This window comes from Streptomyces sp. NPDC047043, assembly GCF_040644055.1.
Classification (GTDB): Bacteria; Actinomycetota; Actinomycetes; order Streptomycetales; family Streptomycetaceae; genus Streptomyces.
The window spans coordinates 48,807-61,316 of sequence record NZ_JBEYVO010000003.1 but is presented as its reverse complement, the minus strand read 5'-3'; the positions used below and the strand labels follow the sequence as shown (position 1 = coordinate 61,316).

Annotated in this window: 11 protein-coding genes; 6 read left to right on the top strand and 5 right to left on the bottom strand. The window is 70.7% G+C overall.

Translation table 11 applies throughout. The features are described from left to right. Positions 1-111: 111 nt before the first annotated feature. Positions 112-1,170: a LacI family DNA-binding transcriptional regulator gene (locus ABZ880_RS05485; RefSeq protein WP_361257274.1), complete on the bottom strand. Its 1,059-nt coding sequence runs from the start codon at positions 1,168-1,170 to the stop codon at positions 112-114. Between the two features lie 357 nt (positions 1,171-1,527). Here ABZ880_RS05485 and ABZ880_RS05480 point away from each other — a divergent pair, with 357 nt between their 5' ends. The 5 genes from ABZ880_RS05480 (at position 1,528) to ABZ880_RS05460 (ending at position 7,187) form a co-directional block, all read left to right on the top strand. Further along, positions 1,528-2,850, top strand: a complete 1,323-nt coding sequence (locus tag ABZ880_RS05480) for an ABC transporter substrate-binding protein (protein WP_361257271.1) — start codon at positions 1,528-1,530, stop codon at positions 2,848-2,850. Then, positions 2,847-3,875: a sugar ABC transporter permease gene (locus ABZ880_RS05475; RefSeq protein ID WP_361257268.1), complete on the top strand. Its 1,029-nt coding sequence runs from the start codon at positions 2,847-2,849 to the stop codon at positions 3,873-3,875. The genes ABZ880_RS05480 and ABZ880_RS05475 overlap by 4 nt, the downstream gene beginning before the upstream one ends. A gap of 62 nt (positions 3,876-3,937) precedes the next feature. Continuing rightward, a complete protein-coding gene (locus tag ABZ880_RS05470; protein WP_361258160.1) occupies positions 3,938-4,768 on the top strand; it encodes a carbohydrate ABC transporter permease in 831 nt (276 codons plus the stop codon). 116 nt (positions 4,769-4,884) lie between these two features. After that, entirely contained in the window at positions 4,885-6,324 is a 1,440-nt protein-coding gene (locus ABZ880_RS05465) for a GH1 family beta-glucosidase (protein WP_361257265.1), read from the top strand. A gap of 179 nt (positions 6,325-6,503) precedes the next feature. After that, positions 6,504-7,187: a hypothetical protein gene (locus tag ABZ880_RS05460; RefSeq protein ID WP_361257263.1), complete on the top strand. Its 684-nt coding sequence runs from the start codon at positions 6,504-6,506 to the stop codon at positions 7,185-7,187. A gap of 90 nt (positions 7,188-7,277) precedes the next feature. Here the strand turns inward: ABZ880_RS05460 and ABZ880_RS05455 are convergent, their stop codons facing one another. The 3 genes from ABZ880_RS05455 to ABZ880_RS05445 form a co-directional block, all read right to left on the bottom strand. Then, positions 7,278-8,738, bottom strand: coding sequence for a cellulose binding domain-containing protein (locus ABZ880_RS05455; RefSeq protein ID WP_361257260.1), 1,461 nt, complete (start codon positions 8,736-8,738; stop codon positions 7,278-7,280). A 185-nt stretch (positions 8,739-8,923) separates the two neighbouring features. Beyond that, the gene (locus ABZ880_RS05450) at positions 8,924-10,300 is read right to left on the bottom strand and encodes a HAMP domain-containing sensor histidine kinase (RefSeq protein WP_361257257.1); all 1,377 of its coding nucleotides are present in this window, start codon (positions 10,298-10,300) and stop codon (positions 8,924-8,926) included. Continuing rightward, positions 10,297-11,004 (bottom strand): response regulator transcription factor, encoded by a 708-nt coding sequence (locus tag ABZ880_RS05445; RefSeq protein WP_361257254.1) that lies wholly within the window; start codon positions 11,002-11,004, stop codon positions 10,297-10,299. Before ABZ880_RS05445 ends, ABZ880_RS05450 begins: the two co-directional genes overlap by 4 nt. A gap of 98 nt (positions 11,005-11,102) precedes the next feature. On the opposite strand from ABZ880_RS05445, the gene ABZ880_RS05440 reads away from it, so the two are divergent. Then, positions 11,103-11,618: a hypothetical protein gene (locus ABZ880_RS05440; RefSeq protein ID WP_361257251.1), complete on the top strand. Its 516-nt coding sequence runs from the start codon at positions 11,103-11,105 to the stop codon at positions 11,616-11,618. 14 nt (positions 11,619-11,632) lie between these two features. On the opposite strand, the gene ABZ880_RS05435 is transcribed toward ABZ880_RS05440, so the two are convergent. Beyond that, on the bottom strand, positions 11,633-12,502 hold the full coding sequence (locus ABZ880_RS05435) for a fused MFS/spermidine synthase (protein ID WP_361257248.1): 870 nt from the start codon (positions 12,500-12,502) through the stop codon (positions 11,633-11,635). Between the last annotated feature and the right edge of the window lie 8 nt (positions 12,503-12,510).

Genomic DNA, 12,510 nt, shown 5'->3' with positions numbered 1-12,510 from the left:
GCCCTGGAGGCCCGCAGCCTGGGCAGCACCTCGGCCGACCCGGTGGGCACGGTCAACCCGGCGTTCGATCTGTCGGAGACGGGCTGGGGCGCCGTACCTCCGAAGCAGTGATCAGGAAGACGTACGGGTCACCAGTTCCGTCGCCAGTACCACCTGCCGTCGCTCCAGCCCTCGCGAGACCGCCGGGCGGCGGTCGGCGATTTCCTCCAGGAGGAGGTCGATCATGCGGCGGCCCATTTCCTCGATGGGCTGGCGGACGCTGGTGAGGGGTGGGTCCATGTGGCGGGCTATGGCCGAGTCGTCGTAGCCGACGAGGGCCACGTCGTCGGGGATGCGGCGGCCCTCCTCGCGCAGGACCTGGCGGGCGCCGGCCGCCATCACGTCCGAGCCGGCGAAGACCGCGTCCAGGTCGGGGTGGCGGGCGAGCAGGTTCGTCATCGCCCGGCGGCCGCCCTCCTCGGTGAAGTCGCCCGGTTCGATGAGGCGGTCGTCGGCCTCGTGGCCGGCGTCGCTCAGGGCGTCCCGATAGCCGTCGACGCGGCGCTGGGCTCCGTACACGTCCAGGCGGCCGGTGATGTGGGCTATCTTGCGGCGGCCCCGGGTGAGCAGGTGCTCCACGGCCGAGCGGCCGCCGCCGTAGTTGTCGGAGTCCACCGAGGTCAGGGTCTCGGCGGCGGAGCGGGGGCCGCTGATCACCGCCGGGATCTCCAACTGGGCCAGCAGGTCCGGGAGGGGGTCGTCCGCGTGGACCGAGACCAGCAGGACGCCGTCCACCCGGTGCGCGGCCAGGTACTGGGCCAGGCGGCGGCGCTCGCGGTCGCTGCCCGCGAAGATCAGGAGCAACTGCATCTCCGTGTCGGAGAGTTCGGCGCCCACACCCTTGAGCATGTCCGAGAAGTACGGCTCCGCGAAGAAGCGCGTCTCCGGCTCGGGGACGACCAGGGCGATCGCGTCCGTGCGGTTCGCCGCGAGGGCCCGGGCCGCCGTGTTGGGGACGTAGCCGAGTTCCGCGACCGCGGCCTCGACCGCGGCGCGGGTCGCGTCGCTGACCCGGGGCGAACCGTTGATCACCCGGGAGACCGTGCCGCGGCCCACGCCGGCGCGGGCGGCGACCTCTTCGAGGGTGGGCCGGCCACCGCTCCGGCCGCGCGCTCCGTGGCTTGTTGCCATTGGCTCCGCCCTCCCATGCACCTACGTTGGCCTGGAATCTAACAGTCCTGCCGGCCGCGGCGACCGGCACGCCGGGAGCCACCGCTCCGGGCCGCCGAGCCCCCTTCGCGAGACCGGATCGCGGACCCTCGGATTCCAGTTAACGTCCCGATAACTGAACGCATAACTCCGCGTCCGCTCCCTTGACACCCCCGCCCGAACCGACGACTCTTCAACACATCACTTGTGGGAGCGCTCCCACAGTACCTGACACATACACATCCCGCACGTTCCCCGCCCGAGCCGCAGCGAGTAAGAACGGGCCCAACCAATGCAGTTGGCCGGGGGGTCGGCACGTCAGGCAACAGGAGGACGCAAATGGGCACGAGTACCCGACGGTCCCGCAGGCTGATGGCCCTCGCGGCCGTGGCCGCGCTGACCACGGGGCTGCTGGCCGGCTGCTCCAAGGACTCGGACGACAGCTCGTCGAACGACGGCGGCGGCAACGCCAAGGGCAAGACCACGCTGACCGTCGGCACCTTCGGTGTGTTCGGTTACAAGCAGGCCGGCCTCTACGACGAGTACATGAAGCTGCACCCGGACATCAGCATCAAGGAGAACGTCACCACCCGCACCGACGTCTACTGGCCGAAGGTCCTCACCCGTCTGCAGGCCGGTTCCGGCACCGACGACATCCAGGCGATCGAGGTCGGCAACATCACCGAGGCCGTGCAGACGCAGGGCGCCAAGTTCGTCGACCTCGGCAAGGACGTCGACAAGTCCCAGTGGCTGAACTGGAAGAACGCCCAGGCCACCACCAAGGACGGCAAGCTGATCGGGCTCGGCACCGACGTCGGCCCGATGGCGATCTGTTACCGCAAGGACCTCTTCAAGAAGGCCGGCCTGGAGACGGACCGCACCAAGCTCGCCGCGCAGTGGAAGGGCGACTGGGCGAAGTACGTCGACGTCGGCAAGGAGTACATGAAGAAGGCGCCCAAGGGCACCAAGTTCGTGGACTCGGCCTCCTCCGTCTACAACGCGGCTCTCGGTGGCGGGAGCGAGCGGTACTACGACAAGGACGGCAACGTCATCTGGGACAAGTCCGACGGCGTGAAGAAGGCCTGGGACGTCGCGATGTCGGTGGCGACCGGCAACATGTCGGCCAAGCTGAAGCAGTTCGACAAGCCGTGGGACCAGGGTTACGCCAACGCGACCTTCGCCACGGTGGCCTGCCCGGCCTGGATGATCGGCTACATCGAGCAGAAGTCCGGTGACTCGGGCAAGGGCAACTGGGACGTCGCCGCCGCGCCGACCGCGTCCAACTGGGGCGGCTCCTTCCTCGGCGTGCCGACGGCGAGCAAGCACCAGAAGGAGGCCGTCGCCCTGGCGAAGTGGCTGACCGCGCCCGAGCAGCAGGCGAAGGTCTTCGCCAAGCAGGCCAGCTTCCCGTCGACCCCGTCGGCGTACCCGACCCTGAAGCCGGCCGCCGACACCACGGCGTACTTCGACAACGCGCCGATCACGCAGATCTTCTCCGACTCGGCGAAGACCATCCCGGTCCAGTACTTCGGCATCAAGGACCAGCCGATCAACACCGCGATCACCGACGTCGGCATCCTCCAGGTCGAGCAGAAGGGCAAGACGCCCGACCAGGGCTGGGACGCCGCGTCCAAGGAAATCAAGGACGTGCTCGGCCAGTGAGCAGCTCCAAGCAGGCTCTCGCGCATCCCGCGTCGAGCGCCGAGGCCGCGCCCGGCACCCCGCCGGGCGCGGCCCGGGGCGCTCACGGTCGCGGTACGCCGCCCCCGGGCCCCGACTCGTGGCGCAGCCGGCTGTACCGCTGGGACATGAAGGCGTCCCCGTACGCGTTCATCGCCCCCTTCTTCATCATCTTCGGGGCGTTCTCGCTGGTCCCGCTGCTGTACACGGCGTGGTACTCGCTGCACAACGTGCAGTTGTCCTCGCTGGACACCCAGACCTGGGCGGGCCTGGACAACTACAAGAACCTGCTCAGCTCGGACTTCTTCTGGAACGCCCTCAAGAACACCTTCACCATCGGTGTGATCTCGACCGTGCCGCAGCTGATGGCGGCGATCGGACTTGCGCACCTGCTCAACTACCGGCTGCGCGGCTCGACCGTGTGGCGGGTCGTGATGCTGACCCCGTACGCCACCTCGGTGGCGGCGGCGACCCTCGTCTTCACGCTGCTGTACTCGTGGGACGGCGGCATGATCAACTGGCTGCTGCACTTCGTCGGGATCGATCCGGTCAACTGGCGTGAGTCCGACTGGGGTTCGCAGTTCGCGGTGTCGTCGATCGTGATCTGGCGGTGGACCGGCTACAACGCGCTGATCTATCTGGCGGCGATGCAGGCGATCCCGACCGACCTGTACGAGTCGGCGGCGATCGACGGCGCCAACCGCTGGCAGCAGTTCCGGCACGTCACCATTCCGCAGCTGCGCCCGACGATCCTGTTCACCGTCGTGGTGTCGACCATCGGCGCGACCCAGCTCTTCGGTGAGCCTCTGCTGTTCGGCGGGGTCAGCGGGTCCAAGGGCGGCTCCGAGCACCAGTACCAGACGCTCGGTCTGTACATGTACGACCAGGGCTGGATCATCGGCAACCTCGGCAAGGCGTCCGCGATCGCCTGGTCGATGTTCCTGATCCTGCTGATCGTCGCCGTGATCAATCTGCTGCTCACCCGACGCCTGAGGAAGTCCCAATGACCACCAGTGAACTGACCTTGCCTCAGGTCCAGAAGGCGAAGAAGGACCGGGGCCGCCGGGTGATGGGCGCGGGCAAGCAGCTGCACGCCGGCCCGGTGACGTACATCGTCCTGACCGTGTTCGCGCTGATCTCGCTGGCGCCGCTGGTGTGGACGGCGATCGCGGCCTCGCGCACCGACCGGAGGCTGGCCGAGACGCCGCCGCCGCTGTGGTTCGGCGGGAACCTGTTCAAGAACATGCAGTCCGCCTGGGACCAGGCGGGCCTGGGCACCGCGATGTTCAACAGCGTGCTCGTCGCGGGCACCATCACCGTCAGTACGGTCGTCTTCTCCACGCTCGCCGGGTTCGCCTTCGCCAAGCTGCGGTTCAGGTTCTCGAGCGTGCTGCTGCTCCTGACCATCGGCACGATGATGATCCCGCCGCAACTGGCCGTCGTACCCCTGTACTTGTGGATGGCGGACCTGGGCTGGTCGAACCAGCTGCAGACGGTGATCCTGCCGACCCTGGTGACGGCCTTCGGCACGTTCTTCATGCGGCAGTACCTGGTGCAGGCGCTGCCGACCGAGCTGATCGAGGCGGCGAGAGTGGACGGCGCGAGCAGCCTGCGCGTCGTGTGGCACGTGGTCTTCCCGGCCGCACGGCCCGCGATGGCCGTCCTGGGCCTGCTGACCTTCGTGTTCGCCTGGAACGACTTCCTGTGGCCGATCATCGCCCTCAACCAGCAGAACCCGACCGTGCAGGTCGCCCTCAACTCCCTCGGTACCGGCTACGTCCCCGACCAGGCCGTGATCATGGCGGGCGCGCTGCTGGGCACGCTGCCGCTGCTGATCGCGTTCATCCTGTTCGGCAAGCAGATCGTGGGCGGCATCATGCAGGGTGCGATCAAGGGCTGACAGGTCGTCATAACGCTTTTGCCATACGCCCCTTCGGGGCCGGGTCAGCGCCGCCTCGGCCCCTCTCCTCCCCCTCCAACTCTTCGGTCTCCACGACCTCTTATGGGAGCGCTTCCATGTCTGAGTCCGCACACCAGGCGACCACGGTGACCTTTCCCCCCTCCTTCCTCTGGGGCGCCGCGACGTCCGCGTACCAGATCGAGGGGGCGGTGCGGGAGGGCGGCCGTACGCCCTCCATCTGGGACACCTTCAGTCATACGCCGGGCAAGACCGCCGGTGGCGAGCACGGTGACATCGCTGTCGACCACTACCACCGCTACCGCGAAGACGTGGCGCTGATGGCCGGGTTGGGCCTGTCCGCGTACCGCTTCTCGATCTCCTGGTCACGGGTGCAGCCCACCGGCCGGGGCCCTGCGGTGCAGGTGGGCCTGGACTTCTACCGGCGGCTGGTGGACGAGCTGCTCGAGCACGGCATCAAGCCGGCCGTCACGCTCTACCACTGGGATCTCCCGCAGGAGCTGGAGGACGCGGGCGGCTGGCCGGAGCGGGACACGGCGTACCGGTTCGCCGAGTACGCGCAGATCGTGGGCGAGGCGCTGGGCGACCGGGTGGAGCAGTGGATCACGCTCAACGAGCCGTGGTGCAGCGCGTTCTTGGGCTACGGCTCCGGGGTGCACGCGCCGGGCCGGACGGACCCCGAGGCCTCGCTGCGGGCGGCCCACCATCTGAACCTGGCGCACGGGCTGGGCGCTTCGGCCCTCCGCTCGGTCATGCCGGCCCGCAACTCGCTCGCGCTCAGCCTCAACTCCTCGGTGGTCAGGCCGCTTTCGCCGCAGGACCCGGCGGACCTGGCGGCGGTGCGGAAGATCGACGACCTGGCCAACGGTGTCTTCCACGGCCCGATCCTGCACGGGGCGTACCCGGAGTCGCTGTTCGCGGCGACCGAGCTGATCACCGACTGGTCCTACGTCCTCGACGGCGACCTGCAGGCGATCCACCAGCCGCTGGATGCGCTGGGCCTCAACTACTACACGCCGGCACTGGTCTCGACGACCGACCCGGACGCCAGCGGCCCGCGCGCCGACGGCCACGGCGCGAGCGACCACTCCCCGTGGCCGGGCGCGGACGACGTCGCCTTCCACCAGACGCCGGGCGAGCGCACGGAGATGGGCTGGACGATCGACCCGACGGGCCTGCACGAGCTGATCATGCGCTACACGCGCGAGGCCCCCGGCCTGCCGCTCTACATCACCGAGAACGGCGCGGCCTACGACGACAAGCCCGATCCCGACGGCAAGGTCCACGACCCGGAGCGCACCGCCTATCTGCACGGCCACCTCTCGGCGGTGCGCCGCGCGATCACCGACGGCGCGGACGTCCGCGGCTACTACCTGTGGTCCCTGCTGGACAACTTCGAGTGGGCGTACGGCTACGAGAAGCGCTTCGGCGCGGTGTACGTCGACTACGCGACCCTCGCGCGCACGCCGAAGTCGAGCGCGCTCTGGTACGGGCAGGCGGCGCGGACGGGGACGCTGCCGCCGGTGGAGGCGGAGTAGCGGGGCCCATGAGCGGGGGGCGGGGCGCGGCGGCCGAGGCCCGACGGGGCCTCAAGGGGGCGCCGCGCCCCGGTCTGTTCACAGGGGCTGCTCAGGCATGCCTCAGAGGTCTCTCAGTGCCGGGGCGTCCTATGGGATGTGCGGGGCGAACGGGCACCCGCGGGTCTCGGGAGGACGTCATGGGGTTCATTGCGCTGGTCATGCCGGCGCTGGTCATCGGTGCAGTGGTCGCGCGCTTCAGCAAGCGGCAGTCGGGCGGGGTGAGTTCGGGCCCCGGCGGTCCGGGACAACAGTCGTACGACGCGGCCGCGGACGCCGGTGCCGAGGCGCACCGCTGGGTGGAGCTGCTCGGCGGGAGCCTGTCCACGCTGGACGCGGGCGGCAACAAGGCCGCGCAGCAGGCGCTGGCGGACGCGACCGAACGGCACCGCGCGGCCCAGGGCCAGCTGGCCACCGCCTACTCCCCCGCCCAGTACGCCCTGGTCACCCAGACCGCCGTCGAGGGCCTCCACCACATCCGCACGGCACGGACCGCGTTGGGCCTGGACCCGGGTCCTGCGCTGCCGACGTCGGGGCTGAGCGGTGGCCAGGTCACGGTCGGCGGCCAGACGTACACCGCCGCCGTGCAGCCGGGTGCGGCGAATCCGTACTACCACCCGGGCGGTGTGGTCGGCGGCCGTACGGTGCCGGGTGGTTGGTACAGCACGCCGTGGTGGAAGACCGCGCTGGTGGCAGGTGCGGCGGGGGTCGGCGGGATGCTGCTGGCGGACGCGATCTTCGACGGGTTTCACCACCACGGGCCCGGTCCCGGCGGGCCGGGCGGGTTCGGGGGCGGGGGCTTCGGGGGGCCGGGCCCCTTCTGACAGCGGTGCGCGCCCCGGCCGGATGGGGGGAAGACCGGCCGGGGCGCGTCCACCCCCGTTGCACAGTGGTCGGTTGAAGGCGCGCGGTGGTCAGTTGAACGTGCCGAACGCCTTCGAGAAGGCGAACTTGTCCTGGGTGATCGAGCTGCAGGTGGCGTCGGCGGTCGGCTTGGTGCCGCCGTCGCACTGCTTGTCGCGGGTGGCGGACCACATGGACAGCCAGCCCAGGCCCTTGGACTTGGCGAAGTTCACCAGCTGGGTGGCGTCGTCGACCTTGAAGATCTCGGACGAGACGTCGTTGACGCCGATCATCGGCGTGACGGCGACCGCCTTCCAGGCCGCGCTGTCGGAGAGCCCGAGCACGCTCTTGACCTGAGCCTGCGTGGCGGTGGCGGCCTGCTCGGCGTACGTGCCCATGTCGCCGCTGTACGAGGCGCCGTAGTCCATCGCCATGATGTTGACGGCGTCGATCTTCACGCCGTTGGACTTGGCGTTGGACAGGAGGTTCACACCGTCCTGGGTGAGGCCCTCCGGCATGACCGGAAGGGTGAACGAGACGTCCAGACCGGGGTGTTGGGCCTGGAGCTTCGCTATCGCCTGCGCCCGCCGGGTGTTCGCGGCCGTGTTGGGCAGCGCGCCGCCCTCCACGTCGAAGTCGACCTTGGTCAGCTTGTACGCGTCCACGACCTTGCCGTACGCCGTCGCCAGCGCGTCCGCCGAGGAGCACGTCGTCGCCAGTTCGGAGCCGGACGCGCCGCCGAAGGAGACACGGACGTCACCGCCCTTGGTACGCAGCGCGCCGATCTGCGAGGCCACGCCGTCGCTGCCGAGGTCGCTCACCCCGCCCCACTTGGGTGTGCAGCCGCCGCCGTCGGTGATGAAGGCGAGGTTGTAGTTCTTGACGCCGGTCGCCTCGGCGCTCGCGAGCAGGTCGAAGGCCGGGTAGAGGGAGGTGTCGACGTAGGGGGCGAAGCCGGCGCCCGCGGTGGTGCCGGAGCCGGAGCTCTGGGACGGGGTCGGCGTCGGGGTGGGGGTCGCGGTCTTCGTCGGCGTGGCCGTGGGAGTGGAGGTCGGGGTCGGCGTCGCGGACTGCGTCGGGCGGCCGCTCGGCTCCGGCGTCGGGCCGTCGTCCGCGGAACACTTGGCGCCGTCGATGAGACAACTCTTCGGATCGGCGGTGCCGTTGACGACGAAGCCGACGGTGACGGACTTGCCGGGCGCGAGACCGTCGGTGTCCCACTTGGCCGGCGTCACGGTGACGTGCTGACCGCTGACACTGGACTCCGCGTTCCACAGCGAGCTGAGCTTCGAGCCGGAGGGCAGGTCGAACTCCAGCTTCCAGGCCTTCTCCGTCTGTCCGCTGTTGTTCGTGACGACGTACTGCGCGGTGTAGCCCGTCGACCAGTCACTGGTCTTGGTGTACGCGGCACCGATGCCGGCCGCCTGCGCGGTGCCGGTGAGCAGAATCGCACCGCCACCGATCACGGCCGCGGCGACCGCCCCGCCGATCACCTTGTTTCTCCCGCTCACCTTGCGCCGGTGCGTGCTCATCACGTGTCTGCCTTCACTGTTCGGGGGTCGGGTGCGGCAGCACGCTAGCGATCCGGAATCGGGCAAAGCGCCTGATCCGGACGAGGGTTGGGGATCTTAGGGTGCGCTTAAGGAAGGGATCGGGGACGGTTAAAGGTAGAGACCAATTTGGCCCTCGTGGTCACTCGGCCCCCCGGCTCCCGCCGTCACTTCGCGACCGCCTTCCTACGGCGCCGCACCGACCGGTGCCCCCGCCCGCCCGGCGTCCGCTCCCGCCCGTCCAGCTGGATCCAGATCCGCACCTCGGTGCCGCCGAGAACCGACGAGCCGATCCGGACGTCACCGCCGGTCGCCTCCGCGAGCCGTCGCACGATGTCCAGGCCGAGCCCGGTCGAGCCGTCGCTGCCAGACCCGCGCCCGCGGGCCATCGCCGCCTCGGGGTCGGTGATGCCCGGGCCCGCGTCGGACACGAGCACGATCACCGCGTCCTCGCCGTTGTGCAGGTCGACCGCGAAGGCAGTGCCCTCGGCGGTGTGCCGGAAGACGTTGCCGAGCAGGGCGTCCAGCGCGGCCGCGAGGTCGGCCCGGGCCACGGGTATGCGCACCGGCCGGTCGGCGCCGGCCACCCGCCACTTGCGGCCCTCGTCCTCGGCGAGCGCCGACCAGAACCCCATCCGCTCCCGGACGACCTCGGCCGCGTCGCACCCGGCGCCGGGCCCGGCCGCCGCGGTCTGCGGCTTGGCGTCCCTGGCCGTGCGGATGATGGTGTCGACCTCTCGCTCCAGCTGGGCGACGGCGGCCCGGGTCTGCTCGGCGGCGGGCCCGTCCCCGAGCGAGGCCGCGTTCAGCCGCAGCACGGTCAGCGGCGTCCGCAGCCGGTGGGACAGATCGGCCGCCAGCTCCCGCTCGTTCGCGAGGAGTTGTACGACCTGGTCGGCCATGGAGTTGAACGCGACCGCGGCCAGCCGCAGTTCGGTCGGCCCGTCCTCCGGCACCCTCGACCCCAGCTTCCCCTCCCCCAGCTCATGCGCCGCCTCGACCAGCCGCTGGGCGGGCTGCACCATCCGCACACCCAGCCGGTCGGCGACCGCGACGGACCCGACGATCAGCGCGACACCGACACCGGCGAGCACCGCCCACGCCGTGCTCACGCCATTGCTGACCTCGGCCTCGGGGACGTACACCTCGACGACGGCGATCGCGCCGGAGCTCAGCGCGACCGGTGAGAGCAGCGTGGAGCCGCCGGAGACCTCGGTGGTGGAGGCACGGCCCAGCTTCCGTACGGTCGCGATGTCCCCGTCGGCGGCGCGCTGCCGGCCGATGTCGAGGGCCGCCTGGTCGCCGGCCGCCGGTATGTGCACGGCCATCCCGGAGTCCGAGCCCGCCGAGGCGACGACCCGCTCCAGCTGATCGCGCTCGGTGGTGATGGACAGCGCGGGCGCGACCGCGGCGGCCTCCCGCTCGGCGTTGGAGAACGCGCGGTCCCGGGCCATCTCCTTGATGACGAGCCCGAGCGGCACCGCGAAGGCGACCACGACCATGGCGGTGACCGCCAGACAGACCTTGACCAGTGCCCATCTCATCGCGGCGGCTCCGATCCACCGGGTGGCTCCAGCTTCACGCCGACGCCCCGCAGGGTGTGCAGATAGCGCGGCTGCGCCGCCGTCTCGCCCAACTTCCGCCGCAGCCAGGAGAGATGGACGTCGATGGTCTGGTCGTCGCCGTACGACTGCTGCCACACCTCTGCCAGCAGTTCCTTGCGGGGTACGACGACGCCGGGCCGGCCGGCGAGGAAGGCCAGCAGGTCGAACTCGCGGCGGGTGAGGTCGAGCCGTACGCCGTCCAACTCGGCCTGGCGGCGCAGCGGGTCGACGGTGAGGCCGCCGACGCGGATGACGCTGGAGGGCGGGGCGTCCCCGAGGGCGGCACGGGCCCGGCGCAGCACGGCCGCCATCCTCGCCGACAGATGCTCCACCGAGAACGGCTTGGTCAGGTAGTCGTCCGCGCCGGCGTTCAGCAGCCGGACGATCTCCGTCTCGTCGTCCCGTGCGGTGGCGATGATCACAGGCACGTCGGTGATCCCGCGCAGCATCTTCAGGGCCTCGGACCCGTCCAGATCGGGCAGACCGAGGTCCAGGATCACCACGTCGAAACGGAAATGGGCGACCTCGCGCAGCGCCTCCAGCGCCGTCCCGACACTGCGCACGGTGTGCGCGGCATCGGTCAGGTGCCGGATCAGCGCAGAGCGTACGAACTGGTCGTCCTCGACCACGAGCACACTTGCCATGCGCGGCACCGTACGCCATGCGGGCGGCCCTCATCGGGGCCTGTGGATAACTCCGACCGTGTGCGGCTCGTGGGACGCGTGAGGCAGTATGGCCCGCGATGCGCAGAGGACTCGTACACGTACTGGCTTGGTCGCTCGCCACGGGCGCGGCGGTCACGCTGTCGTGGTGGGGTGTCCACACGGTGATGGCGGGCACGGCTTACGACCCGCCCCGCGCCCTGCCGATCACGGCGGCGGACGCGACCACGCAGGAGTCGAAGCCTCTGGCGTCGTCGACCGCACGGCCCTCCGCGTCGAAGAGCCCGTCGGTCAAGCCGTCCCCGACGCCGACCCCCACCCCGTCGAGGGACGCGTCGAAGAGCCCCACCCCGTCCACTTCCCCCTCGGCATCCGGCCAGGTCAAGAGCTACGACACCGACGGCGGGCGCGCGGTCTTCGACCTGGGCAAGGCCTCGGCGTCGCTGGTGATGGCGACCCCGGCCACCGGCTGGGCGATGCAGACGTGGAAGACGGACACCTGGATCCGCGTGGAGTTCACCTCGGGCACGGACAAGGTGTCGGTGATCTGCACCTGGCACGACGGTCCGCCGCATGTGGAGATCGGGAACTACTAGTTCGGGGCTCTCCGTCAGCGGAACACCGAGGGCGGCGGCGCGGGCGAGGCGACCGCCGCCTCGTCCGTGACCGGCTGCGCCCCGCCGGTGAAGTCCAGGAGTGCGCGGCCGTGTTCGACGCGGCCGGGGTGCGGGTCGGAGGCGGCGCGGCGGGTGAGTTCCGCGGTCGGCAGCGGGGTGTCGGAGGCGACGAGGACCGCGTTGCCGAAGCGCTTGCCGCGCAGCACCGTGGGGTCGGCGACCAGGGCGAGTTCGGGGAACCGGGCGGCCGCGGTGGCGATCTGGCCGCGTAGGTGGGCGAGCGGCGGGCCGTCGGCGAGGTTGGCGGCGTAGCAGCCGCCCGGCTTCAGGGCCCGGCGGACCTCGTCGAGGAACTCGGTCGAGGTGAGGTGGGCGGGGGTGCGGGCGCCGCTGAAGACGTCGGCGATGACGAGGTCGGCCCAGCCGTCGTGCACCTTGGCGAGCCCTTCGCGGGCGTCGAGGGACCGCACCCGGATCCGCGTGTTCGCCTCCAACGGCAGCTCCCGGCGCACCAGTTGGACCAGCGCCGCGTCGCGCTCCACGACCTGCTGGGTGGAGCGGGGGCGGGTGGCGGCGACATAGCGGGCAAGGGTGAAGGCACCGCCGCCGAGGTGCACGGCGTGGACCGGTTTCCCGGCCGGCGCGACGAGGTCGATGACGTGCCCGAGCCGCCGCTGGTACTCGAAGGAGAGGTGGGAGGGGTCGTCGAGATCGACGTACGACTGCGGTGCCCCGTCGATCAGCAGTGTCCAGGCCCGCGACCGGTCCCGGTCGGGTATCAGCTCGGCGAGCCCGCCGTCGACGGGCTCGACGACGGCCTCGGCGGACCCGCTCGCCCGCCGGGCGTTCCTGGACTTCCCCATTGCGCCAT